Origin of the sequence: Sphingobacterium chuzhouense (assembly GCF_014692525.1) — a bacterium.
GTDB lineage: Bacteria > Bacteroidota > Bacteroidia > Sphingobacteriales > Sphingobacteriaceae > Sphingobacterium > Sphingobacterium chuzhouense.
Genome location: NZ_JACNYL010000004.1, coordinates 169,924 through 195,894 on the forward strand (window position 1 = coordinate 169,924; position 25,971 = coordinate 195,894).

Here is a 25,971-nt window from a genome sequence, read left to right on the forward strand (position 1 = left end):
ATAAAATAAAATTTTCACTTTTCTAAAAATAAGTGTTAATTTGACATTAATTTTGAAAGGGAAGTTCCTGCGTCCATGGTAAAAAGATATGGAAGAAGGACGGAAAAAGGTGTTATAAACCAGTAAAGGTGTTCATAATGGAAAAATCGTATGTGATTGGATTGGATTACGGTAGCGACTCGGTTCGAGCTGTATTGGTAGATGCAAGTAATGGAAACGAAATTGCTTCTTCCGTGTTTTATTATCCAAGATGGAAAAAAGGAGAATTTTGTGATGCATCGGCTAGCCGGTTTCGCCAACATCCATTAGATTATATAGAGGGGCTGGAAGCTACGGTAAAGGATTGTTTAAAAAAAGCAGAGGGAATCCTTTCTGCAAAACAAGTGAAAGCTATTTCGGTAGATACCACCGGGTCTACACCAGTAGCGGTAGATGAGCGTGGTGTTCCGTTGGCGTTGTTAGACGAATTTGCTGATAATCCAAATGCTATGTTTGTATTGTGGAAAGACCATACAGCCGTACAGGAAGCGCAGCAAGTCAATGATCATGCTAAGGAATTTGATGTCAATTATTTGAAATATGTGGGAGGGGTCTATTCTTCCGAATGGTTTTGGGCAAAATTACTTCATATTTTACGTGTAGATGAGTCGGTGAGAAAAGCGCTCTACACCTGGGTGGAGCATTGCGACTACATCCCTTTTCTACTTACTGGAGGAGCGCGTGCAGCAGACATCAAACGCAGTGTTTGTGCCGCGGGGCATAAATCGCTTTGGGCGGCCGAATTTGGCGGTTTACCACCCAATGCATTTTTTAGTGCATTAGATCCTTTATTAGATGGCATAACGGAACGTTTATTTACGGAAACATATACCTCTGATCAATCTGCCGGCACATTATCAGAAGAATGGGCAAATCGATTGGGACTGACCACTGATGTTGTGGTGGGTGTTGGTGCATTTGATTGCCACATGGGAGCCGTGGGCGGAGAGATTGAACCTTATTACGTGAGTAAGGTGATTGGTACGTCGACCTGCGATGTGCTGGTTGCACCAAGAGAAGAAGTAACAGATACACTCGTAAAAGGTATTTGCGGACAGGTAGATGGTTCGGTTATCCCCGGTATGATTGGTATGGAAGCGGGTCAGTCGGCCTTTGGTGACGCCTATGCTTGGTTCAAACAAGTACTGACGTGGCCAGTAAAAAATCTGTTGGCAGATAGTGGGATCTTGGGAGAGGACGACTTACGAAAAGTGATTGATTTTATTGATGACCAAATCATTCCCGAGTTAGGAAGACGGGCAGAAACTTTACCTGTGACGACTACGTCTGAGCTTGCACTTGATTGGTTTAACGGTCGTCGCACGCCTGATGCCGACCAAACATTGAAAGCCGCAATAAAAGGTTTACACCTCGGTACAGATGCACCACGTATCTTCCGTGCAATTGTAGAAGCAACCTGTTTCGGCGCAAAAAATATTGTCGACCGTTTTATAAACGAAGGTATCCCCGTTAAAGGAATTATCGGATTGGGCGGCGTGGCGAAAAAGTCTCCATACATTATGCAGACGATGGCCGACGTAATCAATATGCCTATAAGGGTTCATAAGTCGGAACAAACTTGTGCTCTCGGAGCAGCGATGTTTGCGGCGGTGGCGGCAGGTATTTATAGTAAGGTAGAAGACGCAATGGAAGCCATGGGACAAGGTTTTGAACGCACTTACGAACCTCGTCCGGAAATGGTGGCCATTTATGCAGAGCGATATCAACAATATAAATCACTAGGTGCTTTTGTAGAAGCGGAAGGTTAATTAACCTTATCAACAATATATCAACAATAATAAATGTATACAGCAATAAAAGAAGAGGCATACGAATGCAACATGCAGCTGCCTAAATTAGGATTAGTACTGTTTACCTTCGGAAATGTAAGTGTGGCGGATCGTGGAAAAGGCGTTTTTGCTATTAAACCGAGCGGTATTCCCTACGAAGAGCTTACACCACATCAAATGGTCATTGTAGATTTTGAGGGAAATATAGTAGAGGGGAATTTGCGTCCTTCTTCAGACACAAAGACGCATGCCGTACTTTATAAGCATTGGGAAGGTATCGGTGGAATTACCCATACACATTCGACATATGGCACTGCATGGGCACAGAGTCAACGGGATATTCCTATTTTCGGAACAACCCATGCCGATCACCTGACGGTTGATATACCATGTGCCCCGCCGATGAGTGACGAAATGATTGTTGGGAACTATGAATACGAAACAGGTTTCCAGATTATTAACCACTTTGAAGCACAACAGTTAGATTATAAAGAAGTGGAAATGGTACTGGTCGGAAATCACGCTCCTTTTGCATGGGGGAAGACAGGTATCAAATCCGTCTATAATAGTGCGGTATTGGAAACGGTAGCACAAATGGCGTATTTAACAGAACAGATCAATCCGAAAGCGCCTCGGCTTAAGGATGCATTGATCAAAAAGCATTATGACCGCAAACATGGTACGGACGCGTACTATGGACAGGAGTAAAAAAGGTTAATAGGGTTAAAAAAACAAAACAATGAATATCGCATTAAACAAACTACAAGTCTGGTTCCTGACAGGAAGCCAAGATTTATATGGAGAAGAAACACTACGGGAGGTAGCTGTGCATGCCGCAGAAATTGCGGACTATCTTTCGGCTCACGAAAACATACCGGTTGAGGTCATCTACAAACCGATTGTAAAAAACAGCGACGAGATTTATAATACGATTGTGGAGGCTAATGCCACCCGCGAATGTATCGGATTGATAACATGGATGCATACGTTCTCTCCAGCTAAAATGTGGATAAGAGGGCTAAAAGCTTTACAGAAACCGTTACTGCACCTGCATACGCAATACAATAGAGATATTCCATGGGAAACAATGGATATGGATTTCATGAACCTTAATCAAAGTGCACATGGCGATCGGGAATTTGGACATATTGTAACGCGATTAAATATCGGACGTAAGGTCGTGACCGGCCATTGGCAGGATGAGGAAGTAATCGACAGAATTAATGTATGGGTGCGGGCTGCTGCTGCGTGGCATGATTGGCAAGGGGCAAAGTTTGCCCGTTTTGGCGATAATATGCGAAATGTAGCGGTTACAGACGGTGACAAAGTAGAAGCTGAAACGAAATTTGGTTTTTCGGTAAATACTTATGCTATCGGTGATTTGGTGGCAGTGATTAATGAAACAAGCAAAGAGGAACTGCAAGCCTTGTTAAAAGAGTATGAAGAAACGTATGAACTTGCACCAAACGTAGTGGAGGGAGGAGAACATCGCCAAAGCTTGATCGAGGCTGCTAAAATAGAGATCGGACTTCGCAAATTTTTGGAGGCAGGAAATTTCAAAGGATTTACAGATACGTTCGAAGATTTGCATGGTATGGTGCAACTACCGGGATTACCTGTCCAACGTTTGATGGCAAAAGGATATGGATTTGCAGGAGAAGGAGATTGGAAAACGCCAGCTTTGGTTCGTGCTTGTAAAGTAATGGGTGCGGGACTACCGGGCACAACCGCTTTTATGGAAGATTATACCTACCATTTCGATCCGGACAATGCAATGGTGCTGGGATCGCACATGTTGGAAGTAGATGCGGCGTTGGCAGCCCATCAACCGCGGATAGAAGTGCATCCGTTGGGTATTGGAGGAAAAGCTGATCCGGCACGTTTAGTATTTAACGGTATAAGCGGCCCCGCGTTAAACGCTTCGTTGGTAGATATGGGAACGCGCTTCCGCTTGATCGTCAATAAAGTGGAAGGGGTGCCGGTGGTGGAGAAGCTTCCGAAATTACCTGTGGCGCGCGTGTTATGGAGACCGCTACCGGATATGAAAACAGGATGTAGTGCCTGGATTTATGCCGGAGGGGCGCACCACACGGCATATAGTCTAAGCTTGACGCCAGAATATTTGGAGGATTTTGCACGCATAGCTGGGTTGGAATATGTTGCTATTGATGAAAATACAACATTGACAGGTTTGGAGAACCAACTCAAGTGGAATGAACTATATTACCTGCTAAAAAAATAACCTAACCGAGGCTTTCCAACACATGATAATGTAACGGAAAGCCTTTTTTATCTATAAGCTGTATAACACATGGAAAAATTTGCAACCGTAGACTACATTATCTTTGTAATCTACTTTTTTGTTGTAGCCGGTTACGGCTACTGGATCTACCGTAAGAAAACGGCGGCGCAAAACACAAGTAAGGATTATTTTCTTGCAGAAGGTTCGTTGACTTGGTGGGCTATCGGAGCGTCGTTGATTGCTTCCAATATCTCGGCAGAGCAATTTATCGGAATGAGCGGAAACGGTTTTGAAGTAGGTATAGCCGTGGCAGCCTACGAGATTATTGCTGCGGTTGCGCTTATTATCGTTGCGGTATGGTTTATTCCCGTGTATCTGAAGAATAAAATCTTTACGATGCCGCAGTTCTTGAACAATCGCTACAATGAGACAACGAGTCTCATTATGGCCGTATTTTGGCTGTTTTTGTATGTCTTTGTAAACTTAACCTCTATTCTTTATTTAGGGGCAATTGCGATATCCAGTATGGCCGGTGGTGGGGATACGTTTCATTTAATTGTGGTAGCACTTGCGGTATTTGCGATTATTATCACGTTGGGCGGAATGCGTGTCATTGGTTTTACCGATGTTATTCAGGTGGTCGTGTTGATTATCGGTGGTGTAGCTACTACATACGTAGCTTTAACATTGGTCAGCGAACACTTTGGCCTAGGCCAAAATGTGTTAGCGGGATTCAATAAGTTGATGACGGATGCACCTGAGCATTTCAATATGATTGTGGAGAAACCGGGACCAGGTGCCTCACAGGAAGAAATTAATAAATACTTAATGTTGCCTGGTATCGGAATGTATCTTGCAGGGATATGGATTGTAAACTTGAACTACTGGGGCTGTAATCAATATATTACTCAGCGAGCGTTGGGAGCAGACTTAAAGACGGCTCGCACGGGTATTCTTTTTGCTGGTTTCCTGAAGCTATTTATGCCGATTATCGTGATGCTTCCAGGTATCGCAGCTTATGTGCTATATAAGAATGGTGCCTTGCAAGAAGAGATGGCTCCGGGCGGCGTATTCCATGCAGATAATGCATATTCCGCTATTCTGGGTTATCTACCTAATGGTATGAAGGGGTTAGCATTGGCCGCATTAACCGCCGCTATTGTAGCGGGTCTTGCAGGGAAAGCAAACAGTATTGCAACCATATTTACCTTGGATATTTATAAAAAATATCTGAACAAGGATGCTAGCGAAGGCAAAATGGTGTGGATTGGCAAATTGACGATTATTGCATCTATTGTGGTGGCTGTGCTATTTACATGGGATGATACATTAGGCATTGGTGGCGCAGGAGGGTTTACATTTATCCAAAAGTATACAGGTTTTATTAGTCCCGGTGTTTTTGCAATGTTCCTATTAGGTATGTTTTGGAAGCGAACCACAGGAGCCGCGGCTATAGTCGGTCTTATTGCCGGATTTGTGCTTTCCGTATTTTTTAACGAATTTGCAACAAAGGTATTTGGGCCTGAAACGTGGATATATACCGCTTATTTAAATAAAAATGGGGTATATGAAATCCCATTCCAGATCTGTATGGGACTGGCCTTTGCTTTCACCATGTTATTGATGATTGGCGTGAGTTTATTTGGACCGAAGGTTAGTCCGAAAGCTTTCCAATTAGATCGCGGAATGTTTAAGGTAGAACCATCTATTTTGGTCTTAATTGTGATCACTTTGCTGCTTGTAACAGCAGTTTATGTGAGGTTCTGGTAGAAGAAGATAAACACAACAACTATAAACGATAAAGAAAATGAGAAAAAATGTTTTCATTACCCTATTGGCAGCTGCCTCAATGGCATATTCCTGTCAGCAAGGAGCGAACAAGCGAAGCGCCGAAGAAATAGCTGGCGACAGTATCGAGCAAAAATCCTTTGATGCGGCTATCGATGGGAAGGACGTTAAACTGTATTCATTGCAAAATGAACGATTACATGTAACCCTCACAAATTATGGAGCAAGGTTAGTCAGTCTCCATGTAAAAGGTAAAGAGGGTAAACAAACAGATGTCATCTTAGGCTATGATACAGCAGAAGAATTTAAGCAAAATGCCAGTAATTATTACGGTGCAATTGTGGGCCGATACGGCAACCGCATTGGCAATGCTTCTTTTACATTAAATGGTACGGCGTATGAACTGGAAAAGAACAATGGAGAGAACTCGTTACACGGAGGGAAAAATGGGGTATACAACAAGGTATGGGATGTAGAACAAGCTTCGGATTCCGCTATTACGTTAGCTTATACTTCGCCTGACGGGGAAGCCGGATATCCGGGAACTGTGACGATGAAAGTAACGTATTCTTTAACTGACGATGGTGGTTTAGTTATTGATTATAACGGTTCTACGGATAAAGAAACGGTACTGAACTTAACCAATCACGCTTATTTTAATCTCAATGGAGAAGGAGATTCAACGATCTTGGATCACGAGTTGCAGATAGATGCTGATGCTATAACAGAGGTAAACGAGACATTAATACCTACGGGCAAAAGTCTAGCGGTTGCAGGAACGCCATTTGATTTCCGCAAACCACAGGCTATCGGTTCAAGAATTGATACAGATGATGCGCAGCTGAAAGTAGGGAAGGGGTACGACCACAATTTTGAGTTGGTAAAAGGCGAAGGATTCCGTAAAGTAGCAACGGTTTACGCTCCTAAAACGGGGATAGAAATGCAGATATTGACGACTGAACCGGGCTTACAATTCTATAGTGGCAACTTTATGACGGAGACTGATCCGAAAGGCAAAGGAGGAAAGGGCTATCCTTTTCGTTCGGCATTTTGTTTGGAAACACAGCATTTTCCAGATGCTCCTAACCAGCCATCTTTTCCGTCCACGGTGCTAAAACCTGGAGAACAATACACGTCAAAAACAGAATATCGTTTTAGTGTGAGATAATAACGTATCAAGGCATAAAATAAGGGCGATGGTAAACATCGCCCTTTTGTTTTATGCTAATCTTCCCAAGATTCATCAACGAATATGTACTTTTATATTATATTTATAATAGTATAATGAAGAATAGGACAGTTGTGACAGCCTTAAGTAATATCCTGATATGACGTAACGCTACGGTCAGTTGATTTTCGACGGTACGTTTCGATATCCCCAATTTGTTTGCGATTTCATCGTTTGTCAAATTTTCCTTTCTGCTCATGAAATATATTTCTTGGCAGCGGGCAGGTAGCGTTTGCAAGCTTCCGTCAACATATCTTTCAGCGTCTTGGTAAATAAGACGCTCTTCGCCCTGGTTAGTCATAGCTCCTCCCGTTTCGGTGAGCTCGTCCATATACACAATGGCGGATGTTTTCCTTTTTTTGAGTTCTTTGTATACATGATAGCGGGCCGCTGCCCGAAGATAGGCAGGGAACGATTGAATAATCAATGTTTCCCGTTTTTGCCAAAGATTGAGAAAGATATCATGCGTAATCTCTTCGCTTTTTTCTCGGTCTTTTAGATAGGAAAATGCCGTGCCGTATAAGATTTCCCAATACCTGTCAAAAAGAAATGAAAAAGACTGGGAACAACTTGTCTGTTGTACCTTCTCCCAATACAAGTGGTCTTTGAGGCAAGATGGGTCTATACGTTTATTATCTTCCATGGATTAGCAAAACGGCTTTATCTTTCGTTTACGAGCTTGTGGCTTCCTGTTAGCAATATCAAATATAGATTAAAAAATAGTGAAAAATAAAATATACCTCATTATTTGATACAGGACGGAGCAGGATGGAAAAAATAAAAAAAAGTATGTGTGTGGTTGAAAAAAAAAGACTCTATTAGGGTAAAGGGACTCAAAAATATGTTAACCAAAGAGGAGTACATTAAATTATATGAGAAATATCTAGCTGGTCACTGTTCTTCGGAAGAGTTAGATCAATTGCAGGGCTACCGGGACAAATTTCAACTGGAAGAGATAACATGGGACGAGGAGGCTATGGGCAATAAAGCGAATGTCAAGGCACGTCTTTATGCGCATTTGCAAAAAGAAATGCAAACGGATAAAGAAGATCAACCCGTATACTGGCAGTCGATGCGAAAATGGTTCGGCTACGCAGCAGCGGCTATTATTCTCGTCATAGGCGGATTATACTGGTCGTCCGTAGAGAATGTGTCAAAACCGGTTGGTGAAGAAAGCCAAGCTATCGTCATTGAACCGGGAGGTGATAAGGCGGTACTTGTATTGGATGATGGAACAGAAGTCTCGCTGAACGGACTTCATTTAGGTAATGTCACCATTAATGGAAAAGTATTGGCAAATAAGGCCGGGGAAGGCGAATTACGTTATGGAGAAATGGCGGAAGATGAGATCAGATACCATACGATCCGTACACCACGGGGAGGACAATACCAAGTGACGTTGGCTGATGGAACAAAAATATGGCTGAATGCGTCGTCATCTATACGTTTTCCGACTGCTTTTATCGGAACTAGGCGACTTGTTGAAATAGAGGGAGAGGTGTTTTTTGACGTACAAAAGGATACAGGAAAGCCGTTTGTCGTGAAATCAGATAACCAAGAGATAACCGTTTTGGGTACACAGTTTAACGTCATGGCGTACCCTGATGAAGAGGGTGTAAAAACCTCCCTTATCGAAGGGAAGGTCGCGGTCGATATCGCCGGATCTAGCTATACGCTTAAACCGGGTGAACGGAGTGTATATGATAAGACGAAGAGGCAGGTAACAAAGGAAACTTTTGACCCTGAAGAGATTCTAGCTTGGCAAGAAGGTTATTTTATGTTCAACGAGGAAAGCATCGAACACGTCATGCGGAAGATAGCTAGATGGTATGATGTGGAAGTGGAATATAAGGGAAATATGAAAGGCAAGCTTTTTTCAGGAACGGTCTCCCGGTTTGGGCAAGTGGATGAGGTTTTGGATATGCTTGAACTGACTGGAACCGTAACATTTAAAATAGAAGGAAGGAGGATTTTGGTTATGGGCTAGACATGTACACAAGATAAAAAACAAAAAGCAAAATTACCGAGAGCGGTTGCGACGCCCCCGGTGGTTCAGCTAATGCAATTAAAAAAATAAACCGAGTTCTTAATCACATTTAAAAACCAAACACCCAAATGTACAAAAATTATGAGGTGCCTCCAAGTCTATATGTCCGTAGGCGAGGTGCAAAAATCTGGAAAATAATGAAACTGATAGCATTCTTTATGGTGCTCGGAACGATGTGTTTACATGCGTCAGGTTACGCACAACGGGTTACGCTCGACCTAAGAAATTCTTCTCTAGAGCAAGCCTTAAAAACTATCGGGAAGCAGAGCGGATATCACGTTCTATATAACCCATTGACGATTGATAAGTCGAAGCGTGTATCGTTAAATCTAAAAAACGCATCATTGGATGATGCTTTGAAAAGAGTATTTGCCGATCAACCACTGGTATATACCGTAAGTAAGAAAACAATTGTGGTGCGGGCTGCTGAAGAGAAGCATGTTAAAACGGTTACGCCATCCATCGTAATCGCACAACAACAGGTTAGAGGTACCGTGAGGGACGGAGAAGGCAGTCCCTTGGTAGGCATTAGTGTCGTTGTCAAGGGAACCAATATCGCAACCGCAACGAATGAAAAAGGACAATATACGATTCAGACCCGGCTTGACGATGTATTGGTTTTTTCATCGGTAGGTTATATTGATCAGGAAGTGGTTATAAGCTCGGTAACCGTAGATGTGGTTTTGGAAAGTGAAGAGGCGAGTTTGGATGAGGTTGTTGTTGTAGGGTATGGTACGCAGAAGAAATCGGATGTTACGGGATCTGTAGGATCTGTAAATTCTGAAACCATAGAGCGTGCAGCTATGCCGAATGCTGCTGGGGCATTGCAAGGACAAGTTCCTGGTGTGGTCATTACGAAGAATGCAGGAAAGCCGGGCGGAAGTTTTAATATAAATATTAGGGGCGTGAGCTCAATCGGCGGATCAAATTCACCATTATTGGTGATTGACGGCGTTCCTTCCAGTGCGGGATTGGACGATTTAAACCCGGCAGATATTGAAAAAATAGACGTTTTAAAAGATGCATCAGCAACCGCTATCTATGGTTCGAGGGGCGCGAAGGGCGTCGTTATCGTGACCACTAAGCGTGGGAAGAGTGGAAATACGGCCATTTCATATGATGCCTATATAGGCTCGAGAAGGCCGGCGAATCTTCCTGACATGTTCAATGGAGAGGAATACGTGCAATTTCGGACAGAAATGTTTAAAGCACAGGGAAGAGATGTCTCGCGAGCGAATACCGATTTCTTTACCCCAGAACAATGGGAACGAATCGACGCCGGAAAATTTGTTGATTATCCAGATTTACTTTTGAAAAATGGACTCCAAATGAACCACAACGTTTCTGCTAGTGGCGGAGATGATAGAACTCGGTTTTCTATTGGGGCAGGTCTTCTTGAAGAAGAGGGGAATGTTGCGCCAGAGAGTTTTAAACGGTACAGTATCCGTGGAAATATAGATAGGGATATCAATGATAAATGGACGGCTGGACTGAATATGTATATGGCACAAAATCTTCGGGACATTGGAAGTTCAGAAGCGCTTCGTTCGGCCTACCGATTACCTCCCGTAGCTGCAGGTCCCTATGATGAAAATGGGGAACGCATCTTTCGGGTCTATGGCGTAGATCCTGTGACTAATCCGATGTTTGATCAAGAAAATGAAATCCGCCAGGCCCGTAGTTTTAGAACTTTTGGAAACCTTTATCTTCAAGTTAAACCTATAGCGCAGCTGACTTTGAAAACCACGATTTCTCCAAGTTATTATGCGCGTAGACAGGGTCATTACTATGGTCCGCTTTCTAAAGAGCGCCTTGGAGGAACCTTGCCTACGCAAGGGAATAATAACACGAGAGAAGAATTTACTTGGGTTTGGGATAACCAAGCTACCTACGAAACTCAGATCGATGCGCATAAACTAACGGCTACGGTTGTCCAAAGTATGCAGAAAGACCGTATGGAGTCCAATCTGATTACCTCGGAAGGACTACCTTACAAATCCCTTTGGTATAATCTGGCGAGCGGGCCTTCTGTCCGTGAATATGGCTCTGGATTTACACAGTCTAGTCTGGTCTCCTTTATGGGACGGGTTAATTATAGTTTTGATGATCGTTATTTGTTGACGGCTACCGGAAGATGGGATGGATCCTCAAGACTTGCTGAAGGAAATAAATGGGGCTTTTTCCCATCGGCGTCATTCGCTTGGCGTATTTCGCAGGAAGACTTTATGGCCGAGGTAGCAGTGGTTCAAGATCTGAAATTACGGCTGAGTTATGGTGTCAGCGGTAACGACCGCATCGACCCTTATTCTACACAGGCGGCTTTAGGGCAGGCATATTACGACTTTGGGGGAATCAATGCACCTGGATATGCTCCGAATCAACTGCCCAATAAAAATTTGGCTTGGGAGCGTACAAAAGAACTGAATACTGGACTTGATTTTTCTTTCTTTCAAGGGCGTATTACAGGAAGTGTCGATGTTTATAACCGGAAGATTGATAATATTCTTCTTAATCGTCTATTACCTGCTCCATCCGGATGGGAATCTATTATGGATAACATTGGAAAGTTACAGAATAGCGGAGTAGAAATCGGGTTGTCTACAACCAACATTAATAGTGGAAAATTTACATGGAAAACCGATTTTGTCTTCGATAAGAATGAAAACAAAATTCTAGAATTAAGTGGCGGCAAACGTGATGATATTGGTAATAAGTTATTTATAGGAGAGCCGGTATCCGTAAACTTTGATTACGTTTTCGATGGAATTTGGCAATTCGGGGAAGAGACAGAGGCAGCTGTCTATAATCAAAAGCCTGGTCAAATTCGGGTGAAAGATCTAGATGATAATGGCGTTATCAACGCTAATGACCGGGCTATTATTGGTAAGCACTTACCTACTTGGACAGGCTCAATAGGAAATACCTTTAAGTATGGAGATTTCGATTTATATGTAATGGTGTATACGCGGCAAGGAGAGCAATTTAATAGCTCGTTTGATGCCACACTTATGAATTATAATTCACCATATAATCAGGTGAAAGTCGATTATTGGACAGCCGATAATCCGTCTCAGACACATTTTCAGCCGGGAAATCCAGGACCCTATGCCGGGATTGCTAACTACCGTACCGTAAACTTTGTACGGGTAGGAAATATTACGCTAGGTTATCAAGTGCCAAAATCATTCATCAATCGGATGGGGGTACAGAACCTCCGGGTATATGCAACGGCTACGAATCCGTTTACCTTTAGCAAATATGAGGGATTTGATCCGGAATGGCCAAGTCAAAATAGTTATGGGACGGCAATCGGATCCGCATCTTACTTATTCGGTGTTAACTTATCCTTTTAATTATTAAATCGACAAACATGAAAAAAATATTTTGTTATATAGCGATTGGCCTTCTTACAGGTAGTATAACCTCATGCTCCAAATTTCTAGAAGAGAATAATCTATCCGGCATCACGGCTGAAAATTTTTATACAGACGTGGCAGGTTACGAATCACTCGTTAGATCCTGCTATGCATCATTACGGAGTATCTATGACATTAATCCAACGTTATTTGAGTATGGAACGGATATTATGACCAGAGGCGAAATCGAACCGGTCAGTGGAACTGTCGGTGATTTGGTGATTCGGGCGACAGCGCTTAATGAATATAAAACACTAACCGCAGATAATTCAGCAGTAGATCGCTTTTTTAAATCAGCTTATAGCGGTATTCAACGTTGTAATACTGCCATTAATAGAGCTAATGATATTCCAGATTTGTCTAATGAGTTGAGAGATAGACGGCTAGCAGAAGTCCGCTTTATCCGTGCGTATTATTATTATCTGCTTGTGGAGAATTTTGGAAATGTGCCTATTGTGGAAGAAGAGATCAATACTGCGATTACCCACTTCGAACCTAAATCGGAACAAGAGGTATACCAATTTATCGTATCGGATTTAGAACATTCGGTTGCTGGTGCTGATATAACAACAAGTGATTTTGGACGGGTAACGCGAGATGCCAGTAAGCATTTGTTATCCTTGATCTACCTAACAAGGGGATATAAAGCGTTTGGTACTGCGACCGACTTTACCAAGGCTGCGGAACTGGCAGAAGAGATTATTGGAGCAGGGGTGTACACGCTTCAACCGACGTTTTCGGCTGTTTTTGACCCAGAGAATCAACAGAATAAAGAGGTTCTTTTTTCCGTACAGTACGATCCTTCAAGCTTGAAACCGTCTTTGGGAACCGGAAATGGTCAAAATGTACTTTTTGGCTGGAGACAATGGCGTGAAGCAGGCTTTCATGAGGAGACAGAAATATACAATCGGCGTTTATCGGATTTTATGCCGACGCAATTCCTATATACATTATATGATACCCATAAAGATACTCGATATGATGCTACTTTTATCAGTCAGTTTTATGCGACAAAGGATGATGTTAAAGGAAATTCTCCGATACAGGCAGGAGATTTACGTTTCTATTTCCCGTATCCCGACCAAGAATTCTCTGCTGAAGATGAGGCTGAACTGAAAGCTTCCAATCCAAACGTAGAAGTGGTTCGCTTCGATGCCTGGAAACAAGATTTCGATGGGATAGGTGGCAAGATGAAGTTTCCTATGATAGGGAAGTTTTTTGATCCAGAAGCAACAGCATTTGGTAACTCGGAAAATAATCATCGGAGTTCTCGTGATATCTTTATTTTTCGCTTGTCGGAAACGTATCTTATTGCTGCAGAGGCGTGTCTTAAGGCTGGACAAGCTGCAAAGGCGGCTGAAATGTTGAATGTAGTTCGTAACCGAGCTGCAGTGGTAGGACAAAGTCTGTCTATCTCAGTAGCAGATGTCACTATCGACTTTATCTTGGATGAACGTGCGCGTGAGCAGGCGGGCGAGTATAAAAGATGGTTGGACTTAAAACGCACCCGTAGACTAGAGCGTGCCTTTGAACATAATATATTGACCAAAATGGTAAACCCTTCGGGTACTGTAGACGAAAAATACTACCTGAGACCGATTCCGCAGACGGTTATTGATCGTGACACGGAAGAATACCCACAGAATGATGGTTATTAGATGATCTTTTTATTTCGTAATTAACTTTCAGGGAATAACACCGCAGGTTGCCACAGGTTGCAACCCGTGGTATTATTATATAAATTTATAGATACCATGAAGAGATTAACAATAATTTTCTTGTTTGTCTGTATAACCATTTGCAGCTACGGGCAAGCTCGTTTTAAGCAACCCGTCTATAACGCCATCCATTCCGGTGTCCCTTGGTTTGACCAGCACGGAAATACAGTAAGTGCGCACGGTGCAGGCATAATTAAAGAGGGAGACCGCTATTACTTGTTTGGTGAGTTTAAAACCGACTCCGCGAATGTGTTTAACGGTTTCGCCTGCTATTCCTCGGCGGATCTCTGTAACTGGACGTTTGAGCGCATGGCACTTCCGGTGCAGGAAGAAGGGAAGTTAGGCAAGAACCGTGTTGGGGAACGACCCAAGGTGATGAAATCGCAGGCTACGGGCGAGTATGTTATGTTTATGCACGTCGATTCCTTGGACTACAAAGATCAATACGTAGGGTACGCAACAGCACAACATATTACAGGGCCTTATACGTTTAAAGGTCCCATCCTGTACGAAGGAAAGCCGATCCGGAGATGGGATATGGGCGCGTTTCAGGATGAAGACGGAACGGGGTATCTCTTGGTACATCACGGAGACATTTACCAGTTGACAGCGGATTACCGTGGAATTGAAAAGCAAGTCGCCAGCCGTGTTCCGGGTATGGGCGAATCCCCCGCCATGTTAAAGAAAGACGGTGTGTACTTCCTGCTCAGTTCAAACCTGACGAGCTGGGAGCGTAACGATAATCAGTATCATACCGCACGGAACATCGCTGGCCCATGGACAGAACAAGGATTGTTTGCGCCGGAAGGTAGTCTGACATGGAATTCCCAATGTTCCTTTGTATTGCCGATTATGGGCCCCCAGGATACCACTTTTATGTATATGGGCGATCGTTGGTCATTTCCGAAACAAAACTCGGCGGCTACTTATGTATGGCAACCTTTGGAGATAGATGGAGAACGTCTGTCTATTCCTGCTTATCAGGAATCCTGGACAATCGATTTGTCTACGGGGCAACATAAGCTCTTGCAAACCCGGGGACGGGAGATCGAACTGAAGGATCTGGATGCTGGGGTAAGTTTCCAAGGTAACTGGCAAGCGGACAGCATAGAGACTTATCGGTCGGATAATAAAGGCGATCGTTTTTCTTATACGTTTACCGGAACGGGTTTAAAGTTATACGGACTGGCCAGGCCAGATGGTGGGTATGCACAGATTTGCATACAGGATCAAAAAGGTAACACGGTAGTAGAATCTATTGTCGATATGTATTGTTTATATCCTACCGAAACGCTCAAATTTGTGAGTCCGGCATTACCGAAAGATACCTATACTATAGTCGTTACCGTAATGGGTGAACGAGGCAACTGGTCGGATAAAAGAAGAAGCAACTACGGTAGTACAGGCTATGGTGTCGCTTTGAAGAGGATAGCCGTACAGCCATAATCTCGGATACAAAATCCATACATAAGTAAAAAATTAAATGATGATGAGGACAATGTGGAATACATATACGATGACGGTGCTGTTGTTTCTTTTCCTGACTGGAGAACACCTTTCTGCACAGAAAAGCCAAGTAACCTTACAACAAGTCAGCGTAGAGGCGCCTTTTAAGATGTCGAAGATCAAAACACCGAACTTTGCACGAGTTGCGGATTTTGTCATTACGGATTATGGTGCAGAACCAGAAGATAAAGAAAAAAATGCCGTAGCTATTGAAAAAGCGATAGCTGCCGCTACCGTTGCCGGAGGGAATGTGATTATCCCGGCAGGTGAATGGAAAACCAAGAAAGTCCATTTGAAGAGCAATGTGAATCTCCACCTTTCCGAAGGTGCCGTACTGTTGTTCTCTCCCGATCCACAAGATTACTTGCCGGCTGTATTTACCACCTGGGAAGGATTGGAATGCTATAACTATTCGCCATTGATCTATGCTTTCGAGGCAAAGAACGTTGCGATTACGGGAAAAGGCGAGGTCAGGGCGGATATTAGTCAATGGCGTAAATGGTTTCCACGTCCATCGGCACACATGGAAAGTATCAAACGCTTATACAACTGGGCACAAGATCGGGTGCCGGTAGAAGATAGAAACATGGTCAACGATACGTCGAATATGCGTCCACAGTTTATCCAGTTCAACCGTTGTGAGAACGTATTGGTAGAAGATATCAAGATCCGCAACAGCCCATTTTGGACTTTACATCTTTATTTATCTAAAAATATCATAGTGCGTGGTATTGATGTGTACGCACATGGTCACAACAACGATGGTATTGATCCGGAAATGAGTCAAAATGTACTGATCGAGAACTGTGTATTCGATCAGGGAGATGATGCCATTGCCATTAAATCGGGGAGGAATCCGGAAGGCTGGCGACTAAAAACGCCATCTAAGAATATTGTTATCCGAGATTGTCTCGTGAAAGATGGACATCAGTTAGTTGCGATAGGCAGTGAATTATCCGGAGGTATCGAAAATGTCTATGTTGAAAATTGTAAAGTGGCGGATGATAACGAGAAATTGATGCATCTGTTGTTTATCAAAACGAATGAGCGTATGGGTGGCTATGTGAAAAATGTGTACCTCAAAAACATAACAGCCAATGCGATCAGGGAGGGTATCTTGGGAATTGACACGGATGTTTTATATCAGTGGCGTACTTTGGTACCAACGGTGGTTCGAAAATTGACGCCAATTCAAGATATTTATTTAGAAAATGTAAAGGCAAAGGAGGCCAAGTTTGTAAGCAAGATAAACGGGAATGTGGACTTGCCGGTACGTCATATCCACTTGAAAAATGTGACCCTTGTCAACGCTTCTGACGAAGAGGTTCAGACCAAAAATGTAGAGGGGTTTGTGCTAAAATAGCAGGTTGTGGGAATACGATGAAAAAAGTTTTTACAGTTATTTTATTTTGTTGCCTAACCTGGGCGAATGCCCAGGATATACCGGAAACATTCCATAATCCGATATTGCCTGGTTTTAATCCAGATCCATCTATTTGTAGAGTAGAAAATGATTACTATTTAGTCACTTCTTCGTTTGCGTGGTATCCTGGGTTACCGATTTATCATAGTAAAGATCTGACGAATTGGAAGTTGATAGGGCATGGTATTGAACGATCGGATCAGCTGGATATGAGTTCTGTTGTAGAGAAAAATGGAATATGGGCACCTACTATTCGTTATCATGATGGTGTATTCTATATTATTACAACATGTAATACATGTGGCGGAAATTTCTATATTACAGCAAGAAATCCAGCTGGTCCTTGGTCTGATCCAGTTTGGTTAGAGAATGCCCCCGGGATTGATCCTAGTTTATTCTGGGATGATGACGGTAAATGTTACTATACCGGAAATAGATGGGATATCAAGTATAGTGATGGTTGGCTAGGTAAATGCACCATATGGATACAAGAGATAAACTTAGAAGAACAAAAGTTGGTGGGTGAACCGAAAATGTTGATCCACGGCCATGCCAATAATGCCCGATATGCGGAGGCACCACATATCTATAAGGTGAACGGTCGCTACTTATTGATGATTGGGGAAGGTGGTACCGACGAGAACCATTCTGTTACGGTACATCATAGCAATTCTATTTTTGGACCTTATGTCGCTGATCAAATTAATCCTGTATTGACCCATCGACATTTAGGTAAAGATTATCCCCTGCAAGCTATCGGTCATGCGGATCTGATACAAACGCAGCACGGAGAATGGTGGTCGGTCGTGCTTGGAAAGCGCACTGTTAATAATAAAGTGCCTTTAGGGAGAGAAACGTTTCTATGTAAAGTAGATTTTGAAGGGGAAACGCCAATATTTAATGCCGGGTATGGTAAAGTTCTCTTAGAACAACAACGTCCGAATTTACCTTGGACGCCTTGGAATGAAAAAAAAGTACTGCATCATTGGGATAAAAGCTGGTATTCTGTTCGTGCTCCTCAATATCCGTTTTATAAAGTTGTTGGGAATAAGTTAGAGATGCGATTGATGAAGGAATCTGTAGACAGCTTATCTGCTGTTCCGATATTACTTCAACGGGCGACAGATCATTATTTTCAGGCAATGACTAAATTGTCTATGGAAACAACATTAGCTAATGAACATGCTGGACTTATACTATATCGGACGACTGACAATTATTATTTCTTAGCTAAGGAAAAATCAACGATAGCGCTCTATAGAAAAATTGAAGGGGAGAAACAGTTGGTTGAACAGGTTCCGTACGATAAAGCCGATGTATATTTTCAGGTGAGGGTAAGCGGCTTGGATATAAGGTTCTATTTTGGAGCGTCCGAAACACAGATGGAACCTATCGGAAAAATACAGGATTTGACGGCATTGGCAGATAGCCCAATTAACCGGTTTAATGGTTTAGGAGTAGGTCTATATGCCAGTAGCAATAACAATATATCAAAAAATAAAGTAGTATACGATAGATTTGTTTACCGGAATCTAAAGAATAAATAAAAGTAAGCTCATAACAGCACAGGTTGCATCCCGCTGTTATAAACATAATTTTAATGATGATGAAAAGATTAATATGGACTTTCTTTCTTTTGGCTACTGCTTTTTGTAGTTATGCACAGAAAGGATTTAAACTAGTAGCCAACGGACAGGGCACTTCGCTACACTATAGCGGTACAACACCTTTGGTGAAAACAGCAGTCGGTCTGGTTATAGAAGATTCGAAAAGTGTTGCGGACCAACCATTTCGATTAACGGATAAACCGAAGAGCGGATCAGTAGTCATCGGTATTCCGGGCGAAAGCAAGACATTTGATCAGCTTCTGTCTAAACATCAGATTGATATTTCGGATATTAAAGGACAATGGGAAGCTTTTCATATACAAGCGATACGCGACGGAAAAACGCAATTGTTATTTATTATTGGTAGTGATCCCCACGGAGCGGCGTATGGTGTGTTGGAGTTGTCTCGATTGATTGGCGTGTCACCTTGCGTATGGTGGGCCGATGTGACCCCCGAACAAAAGTCGGAAGTTGCACTGCCGTCGGGTTATGAGGATACCCAACGTCCAAATGTGCAATATAGAGGGATTTTCCTAAATGATGAAGACTGGGGATTAACACCGTGGAGCGCCAATACATTTGAGCCGGAAGCGAAAATAGTCGCGGGAGTTAATCCCGATAAAACAACGAAAATGCAAACAATCGGTCCGAGGACCTATAGCAAGATTTTTGAGCTCCTGTTGCGGTTACGGGCGAACACGATCTGGCCGGCAATGCATGAAGTAACGGTTCCGTTTTATTTCGTACAAGGGAACCGGGAGGCCTCCGAAAAATATGGTATCTATATTGGGTCTTCGCACTGTGAACCATTGGCAAGAAACAGTGCAACAGAATGGGATATTGTAGGCGAGGGGCGATATAATTATATCACGAACAAGGACAACGTACTCTCTTATTGGACCGATCGATTAAAGGAGCTGGGCAATTCCAATAATATCTTTACCATGGGGATGCGTGGTAAACACGATGGTGCTATGGAAGGCGTGAAAGGCGTCGCCGAATATAAAGAAGCGTTAGACAAAGTTTTGATAGACCAAACCCAATTGCTGAAAACGTATATCAATCCTGACCCATCTCAAATTCCACAGGTAGTTATTCCGTATAAAGAAATACTTGACGTATACCGCGCTGGGCTAAAAGTGCCTGATTATGTAACGCTGATGTGGTGCGATGATAATTATGGTTATATTACGCATTTTCCGGATGCGGAGGAAAGACAGCGACCTGGCGGAAATGGAATATATTATCACATTTCCTACTGGGGGCGACCGCATGACCATTTATGGCTATCGACGATGAGTCCGGCGCTTATCCATCAGCAAATGAAAACTGCATATGAACACGATGTCCGTAAGATATGGATTGTGAACGTCGGCGATATCAAGCCCGGAGAGTATCAGACAGAATTGTTTTTAGATATGGCCTGGGATATGGAAAAATTCAATAATAGACACGTAAACCAACATCTCCACGATTGGCTGACACGTGAATTTGGTAGCGAAGCAGGAGAAAAGTTACTGCCGATCATGCAAGAACATTACCGATTGGCGCATATTCGCAAACCAGAATTTATGGGAAATACCCGTGAGGAGGAAGCGGATAGAGCATATTACAGAACCGTCCGCGATCTACCTTGGAGTGAGGAAGAAATACGCGATAGGCTACAGGCATATCTGGAGCTTTCGGGCAAAGCTGCTGCGGTGGCAAATCTGATTCCCGAAAATAGGAGAGATGCCTTTTTTCAATTGGTAGAATACCCTATTCAAGGGGCAACGGAGATGAATAAAAAGATGTTGAATGCGCAATTGGCGCGGCATGAAAAAGTAAATTGGAAAGAGAGCCATGATGCCTTCGATCGTATCGTGTCGTTGACAAAAAAATATAACACGTTAAACAACGGAAAATGGAATCGTATAATGGACTACAAACCCCGGAATTTACCGGTATTTCAACGAGTAAAAGAAGAGCGGGCTATAGAACCTATGGTAAATTATGCTAAACCAAGGTTAACGTTGAATGGTACAGATTTACAGGGAAAGACTCACCCTGTGGAAGGACTAGGCTATGAAGGTAAAGCTGCGGTCTTAGGCAAGGGCGAAGAAGTATACTACGAATGGGACAAAATGCAAGGCGATTCTGTTCATGTGGAAGTACGATTGTTGCCGGGGCATCCGATAGAAGGGGGTGAACTACGCTTTGGCATTTCGCTGGATGATATGCCCATTCAAGAAATTTCGTATAAGACAGTAGGACGTAGTGAGGAATGGAAAATGAATGTGCTTCGGAATCAAGCTATTCGAAAAATAACCTTTCCTATAGAAGGCAAGGACAAAGCCAGAATTAAAATCTCCGCATTGGATGAAGGGGTAATTATCGATCAAATATTAGTGTTTGAAAAATAAATACCCCCTCCTTGTTTTTTTATCTCTTTATTATTTTATTTCCGCAGTGGATATTCTTTAAATATCCCATTGACGATCTGTGGAAGTTTATTAATGGTTTTTTCAGGAGCTCTAACTTCTGATGAACCGCGGGCTTGCCATACAACGCTGTTTGTACGTCTATCCACAGCCTCAATAATCAGGTGGGCATAGCGGTACCTTTCATGTCCTACAGGGTAGCTAAAACCACCGTAGCCCATTCCCCAGCCCCAGCCCATTCCCCATGGACCCCAGCCGCCCCAACCATAAGACGGGCTATATACCATACGACTTTTATTATTAACAATCGTGATATAACGGAAAAGAATGTCTGGGTTGTCTTTGGAATACTGCATACCCAATCCTTCCAGTTCCTTATTGGCCGCATTTAGAATATTGCTTTTGGCAATATCATTGTTAAAATAATTTTTAGATAGCGAATCCACAGGTGGAAGCCAACTATAGGTCTTATACTGCCGAAAATCTTGGTTTTGCACTCGTGTGGTATTATACTTCACCGAAGCACAAGATGCGAGAACGGCAATAACGCCCAACATGAAAATATATTTTATCTTATTCATAATAACCCCTATTTATACTTTAGACAACGCTCTAAGACAAAGGTTTAAAAATATTTTGCTACTAAAGGCATTATCCTTCCGCTGCCGAATGCTTTAGGGCTTACGCGGAGTATAGGCGGAGCCTGAAAGCGTTTAAATTCAGCATTGTGGAGTAACTTGGCGATACGGTTGACCAATATTTCATCAAATCCGGATTGAACGACCTCTGTAGCAGATTTTTCCAATTCTATCAGTTGATAGAGTATACTGTCCAATATATCGTAGGGAGGTAAAGAATCGGAATCTTTCTGATCGGGGCGTAATTCTGCGGAAGGCGGCTTAACGATGGTGTTCAATGGGATGACTTCCCGCTCGCGATTGATGTAACGTGCCAATGCATAAGCTTGGGTTTTGTAAACATCGCCAATGACACTCAAAGAACCGGCCATATCGCCATATAATGTTCCATAGCCTACGGCAGCTTCACTTTTGTTGGAAGTATTCAACAAGATATGACCAAATTTATTGGAAAGAGCCATGAGAACGGTTCCCCGGATGCGTGCCTGTATATTCTCTTCGGTAAGGTCCGGAGCCCGACCTGTAAATACTTCTGAAAGTGTTTGATCAAAAGCTTTGGCGATATCCTCAATCGGAACGATTTGATGTGCACATCCTGTATTTGCTACTAAATCCAAAGCATCTTTTACCGAGTGTTCGCTGGAATACTTAGAGGGCATCAAGACGGCAAGGACATTTTCTGCGCCGAGCGCTTCACATGCCAATGCAGCAACAATTGCCGAGTCTAAACCACCAGACAGGCCAAGTACTGCTTTTTTAAAGCCTGACTTCTGAAAATAGTCACGAATCCCCAAAAGGAGAGCCTGGTGTATCAAAGCGATTTCCGAAGGTTTTCGCTCCGTTGAAACTGAAGCCTTAGCATGGATATCCAATACCGTATAATCTTCCGAAAAACCTTTTAATTCTGATAGTATATTACCGTTTCTATCGAGTGCTAACGAGCGTCCATCGAAGATAATATCCGTATGTGCGCCTATTTGATTTACATACACCAAAGGGCATCCTGCCTTGATAACACTACGTTTTAAAACGTTGATCCGATTCTCGAAATGGGTGTAAGAAAATGGAGAAGCGGCGACATTGATGATCAATGTCGGATTTTCCAATCGTAATTCTGCTACTAGATCACCTACATACGAATTGGAAAGGTCGTCGTCCCATAAATCTTCACAGACAGTCAACGCTACTTTCTCTCCGTTGATTTCAACACAGGCAGCAGAACGGTTGGGCTCAAAATATCGGTATTCATTAAAAACATCGTAATCCGGCAATAAACTTTTCTTATAGATGTGCTGGATTTGTCCTTCCGCCAATAAGACGGCTGCATTGTAAAGTGGTTTACCTTCGGGATCCGTGTTGACAACAGGGGAACCGATAACACAACTAATACCTTGACAAGCTTGTGCGATTTCATGTAAGCTATCAGTGCATCGTTGAATAAATTGAGCATTTCGCAAAAGATCTTTGGCAGGGTAGCCCCCTATCGCAAGTTCAGCAAAAACAATTAAATCAGCGCCATCTGCTTTGGCACGCGTAATGTGATTGATGATTTTTTCGTTGTTGGCGGTAAAGTTGCCGATATGGTAATTCAGTTGAGCAAGCGCTATCTTCATTGTGCATGGATTTGTTAGGAGTAAAAATAATAAAAATAAATGAGGCCCGTTGTGAATCAACGGGCCTCATTTGTTTATTATAGCGATTAAATTATTTTTTATCCCTTATATCCACTACTTCAACATAGAAATGCAAAGGCGAGTCCGAAGGGATCGTAACCTCTCCATCTTTATCCTTTTGTTCTTTATTATCGTAGCAGTAAGGCGATGGTGCGACGAACTCGATGATAGCGCCTTTTTGTAGTCCTTTCTCGGTAAGTCCGCCGATCTGATAATCGTTTCCGTTTAGACGTACTTCTTTTGGATAGAAAGCAAGATCCCATGCTGGAATAACTCCACCAAGCTGGAACGAGCGGGTGTTATCTTTCGGATCGTCTTCAGACGTTTGATCAAAAATCTCCCCGTTCCTCATTAATTTACCAACATATTTCACATCTACGGTCGGTCTGGAAAGAGCCAAGCCACCCATGGAGCCCGGAACCAACCAACGAGTATAAGATCCTTCTTCTCCCGGTTCGTGAACCTTAAACCAGATACCCGTGGAATCGTCAAATTGCGCGTCTTCGCCAAAATTTGTTTCCGCGAAAGTCTTGAGTTCAGAAGCTTGTTCTTTTAATAAAGCTTCGATTCGGGCTCTGTTAATACGGCGCTGCTCTTCCGCCCAATCGTCGTTATTATTGTCATCAGCTTTGCTACATGACGTGATGGTAATGGTTGCCAACACGAAGAGGAAAAAAAAATTTGATAGGTTATTCATTGTTTTGATTAAAAAAAGAGCGTGTCTAAAAAGTTTTTGGACACGCCCTTCGTATGTTCATTATTTTAAATCGTTCCTTGCTATTTTATTATTCGATGCTTAATACTTCAAACTCGTACACTAATGGTGAGTTAGCTGGGATATCGTCGACAGCTTTTTCTCCGTAGCCCCATGGTGATGGAGTGATTACACGGATATGGCTGCCTTTTTTCAAACCTTTTGCTGTCAATCCCCAATATGGTATCTCGTTCCCATTTATCGGTGGATAAGATTTTGGAAAGAATGCGTATTCCCACACAGGGGTGTAGATAGGTGATGAATTCGATGAGAACGTCGCAAAATCAAATTTCTGGTTTTCTCCGGATTGTACGGGTTCAGCTTCTTCATCGCCATTCAGTAAAAATACACGATAGTTTACGGTGACTTCTGGACGAACGACAGTTTGCCCTCCGGGAGCAACTTCATAGGTATACGCTTCATCATCTTCTTCGCTAGGTACGGCCAGTACTTCGAATCTTATACCTCTGTTCACCGTCTCGCCGAGGGCGTAAAGATCAATCTTCCACTCGTCTTCCTGCCAACCCCCTGGTGCTTCAGATGGATTTGCAGCGATATAGGCGTCAATTTTAGTTTTTTGTTCCGAAAGCAACGCTTTGAAGGCTTGTTCGGCTTCACGTTGTGCAGCCTCATCTTCCGCACTCGTGTCTTTCATACAAGAACTAAATGCAACTGCAGCACATAATAATACAATTAATGGTCTAAATAGAGTTTTCATCTGTTTTTTTCTTTTTTTAATTAGTTGATGAGAGCTCTCCCGATAAATCGGGATCGGTTTCATAAATTTTTAATGTCTTTCTCTTCTTAAAGGATAGAACGCGGGCTCATCCCTTAATGCTACAGCAAAAGTAAGAAAAATGATCTTATTTATTTAAGATAAACGTATTCAGCTTGTTACGGTTGTTTTTTATTTCATTTAAAAGTATTATCTTTAATGGACTAATTCATATAATGGTACCGTTGGCGGTGCCGATTGTACTTCCTTAATTAATGAGAAGAAATTATGAAAACCGTGAAACACATCCTTGAGAGAAAGTCGTCCGTCATTCACGCTGTAAGCCAAAACACATCCGTATTGGAAGCTTTGCAAATGATGATGGAAAAAAACATCAGTGCATTATTGATTATGGAGAACGACATGCTAGTTGGTATTTTTACCGAACGTGACTATGCCCGAAAGATTATTCTGCATGGCAAATCGTCCAAAGATACGCCTATTCATTTGGTCATGACACATAATCCACGAACCATCACAACAGACGAAAGAATTGAAAATTGCATGGAATTAATGACCAATAATCATTTTAGGCATTTGCCCGTGTTAGAAAACGATAACGTTATTGGTATAATTTCCATCGGTGATATCGTCAAACATATTATTGAAGATCAAAAGCAGACCATTGACCAACTTCAAAGCTATATCAGTAGTTAGAAGAGTTATGAGCTATTTGCCATTTTAGAGAGTTAAAGTTTTTGGTTTAATTTTCTTTTTTTTTCTTAAAAAGACTATATTAGTGCACTTAATATTTAATATAGCTAGTCATGAAATCTGGTGAAAGCCATAACTTAATGATATTTTCACATAAGCTTAAGATTGATTTGATATAATAGCTTATTTAATAAAGTAGTTTTGTATTGTTGATTTATTATTCCGTTACTAAGTCGGTCCACTTAATCGGAAA

Annotated in this window: 18 protein-coding genes; 13 read left to right on the top strand and 5 right to left on the bottom strand. The window is 42.4% G+C overall.

All coding sequences use genetic code 11. The features are described 5' to 3' along the window. Positions 1-137 precede the first annotated feature (137 nt). The 5 genes from H8B21_RS16970 (at position 138) to H8B21_RS16990 (ending at position 7,027) form a co-directional block, all read left to right on the top strand. Positions 138-1,808: a ribulokinase gene (locus H8B21_RS16970; protein WP_190315054.1), complete on the top strand. Its 1,671-nt coding sequence runs from the start codon at positions 138-140 to the stop codon at positions 1,806-1,808. Positions 1,809-1,841: 33 nt separating this feature from the next. Continuing rightward, entirely contained in the window at positions 1,842-2,537 is a 696-nt protein-coding gene (locus tag H8B21_RS16975; RefSeq protein ID WP_190315055.1) for an L-ribulose-5-phosphate 4-epimerase, read from the top strand. Positions 2,538-2,568: 31 nt separating this feature from the next. Beyond that, positions 2,569-4,071, top strand: coding sequence for an L-arabinose isomerase (gene araA, locus H8B21_RS16980; protein ID WP_190315057.1), 1,503 nt, complete (start codon positions 2,569-2,571; stop codon positions 4,069-4,071). Positions 4,072-4,140: 69 nt separating this feature from the next. Then, on the top strand, positions 4,141-5,841 hold the full coding sequence (locus H8B21_RS16985) for a sodium:solute symporter family transporter (RefSeq protein WP_190315059.1): 1,701 nt from the start codon (positions 4,141-4,143) through the stop codon (positions 5,839-5,841). A gap of 37 nt (positions 5,842-5,878) precedes the next feature. Beyond that, a complete protein-coding gene (locus H8B21_RS16990) occupies positions 5,879-7,027 on the top strand; it encodes an aldose epimerase family protein (RefSeq protein WP_190315061.1) in 1,149 nt (382 codons plus the stop codon). A 103-nt stretch (positions 7,028-7,130) separates the two neighbouring features. Here H8B21_RS16990 and H8B21_RS16995 read toward each other — a convergent pair whose 3' ends face one another. Next, the gene (locus H8B21_RS16995) at positions 7,131-7,730 is read right to left on the bottom strand and encodes an RNA polymerase sigma-70 factor (protein WP_190315063.1); all 600 of its coding nucleotides are present in this window, start codon (positions 7,728-7,730) and stop codon (positions 7,131-7,133) included. 198 nt (positions 7,731-7,928) lie between these two features. On the opposite strand from H8B21_RS16995, the gene H8B21_RS17000 reads away from it, so the two are divergent. From H8B21_RS17000 to H8B21_RS17030, 7 genes are all read left to right on the top strand, one after another. After that, the gene (locus H8B21_RS17000; RefSeq protein ID WP_190315065.1) at positions 7,929-9,074 is read left to right on the top strand and encodes a FecR family protein; all 1,146 of its coding nucleotides are present in this window, start codon (positions 7,929-7,931) and stop codon (positions 9,072-9,074) included. A gap of 197 nt (positions 9,075-9,271) precedes the next feature. Next, entirely contained in the window at positions 9,272-12,487 is a 3,216-nt protein-coding gene (locus H8B21_RS17005) for a TonB-dependent receptor (RefSeq protein ID WP_223815110.1), read from the top strand. Between the two features lie 17 nt (positions 12,488-12,504). Next, positions 12,505-14,208: a RagB/SusD family nutrient uptake outer membrane protein gene (locus H8B21_RS17010; RefSeq protein WP_190315068.1), complete on the top strand. Its 1,704-nt coding sequence runs from the start codon at positions 12,505-12,507 to the stop codon at positions 14,206-14,208. 96 nt (positions 14,209-14,304) lie between these two features. After that, entirely contained in the window at positions 14,305-15,714 is a 1,410-nt protein-coding gene (locus H8B21_RS17015) for a family 43 glycosylhydrolase (RefSeq protein ID WP_190315070.1), read from the top strand. Positions 15,715-15,751: 37 nt separating this feature from the next. Then, positions 15,752-17,137, top strand: coding sequence for a glycoside hydrolase family 28 protein (locus H8B21_RS17020; protein ID WP_223815111.1), 1,386 nt, complete (start codon positions 15,752-15,754; stop codon positions 17,135-17,137). A gap of 17 nt (positions 17,138-17,154) precedes the next feature. Further along, the gene (locus H8B21_RS17025) at positions 17,155-18,744 is read left to right on the top strand and encodes a glycoside hydrolase family 43 protein (RefSeq protein WP_190315071.1); all 1,590 of its coding nucleotides are present in this window, start codon (positions 17,155-17,157) and stop codon (positions 18,742-18,744) included. A 53-nt stretch (positions 18,745-18,797) separates the two neighbouring features. Continuing rightward, on the top strand, positions 18,798-21,206 hold the full coding sequence (locus tag H8B21_RS17030) for a glycosyl hydrolase 115 family protein (protein ID WP_223815112.1): 2,409 nt from the start codon (positions 18,798-18,800) through the stop codon (positions 21,204-21,206). Between the two features lie 35 nt (positions 21,207-21,241). Here the strand turns inward: H8B21_RS17030 and H8B21_RS17035 are convergent, their stop codons facing one another. The 4 genes from H8B21_RS17035 to H8B21_RS17050 all read right to left on the bottom strand — a co-directional run bounded on the left by H8B21_RS17035 (position 21,242) and on the right by H8B21_RS17050 (position 25,007). Further along, positions 21,242-21,805, bottom strand: coding sequence for a DUF4136 domain-containing protein (locus H8B21_RS17035; protein ID WP_190315072.1), 564 nt, complete (start codon positions 21,803-21,805; stop codon positions 21,242-21,244). 44 nt (positions 21,806-21,849) lie between these two features. Beyond that, positions 21,850-23,475 carry an NAD+ synthase gene (locus H8B21_RS17040; protein ID WP_190315073.1) on the bottom strand — a complete coding sequence of 542 codons (1,626 nt, stop codon included), beginning with the start codon at positions 23,473-23,475 and terminating at the stop codon, positions 21,850-21,852. Between the two features lie 91 nt (positions 23,476-23,566). Next, positions 23,567-24,232 carry an FKBP-type peptidyl-prolyl cis-trans isomerase gene (locus H8B21_RS17045; RefSeq protein ID WP_190315074.1) on the bottom strand — a complete coding sequence of 222 codons (666 nt, stop codon included), beginning with the start codon at positions 24,230-24,232 and terminating at the stop codon, positions 23,567-23,569. A gap of 88 nt (positions 24,233-24,320) precedes the next feature. Next, complete coding sequence (locus tag H8B21_RS17050) at positions 24,321-25,007, bottom strand: FKBP-type peptidyl-prolyl cis-trans isomerase (RefSeq protein WP_190315075.1); 687 nt, start codon at positions 25,005-25,007, stop codon at positions 24,321-24,323. A 285-nt stretch (positions 25,008-25,292) separates the two neighbouring features. Between H8B21_RS17050 and H8B21_RS17055 the strand changes: the two genes are divergently transcribed. After that, positions 25,293-25,721: a CBS domain-containing protein gene (locus tag H8B21_RS17055; protein ID WP_190315076.1), complete on the top strand. Its 429-nt coding sequence runs from the start codon at positions 25,293-25,295 to the stop codon at positions 25,719-25,721. Positions 25,722-25,971: the final 250 nt, after the last annotated feature.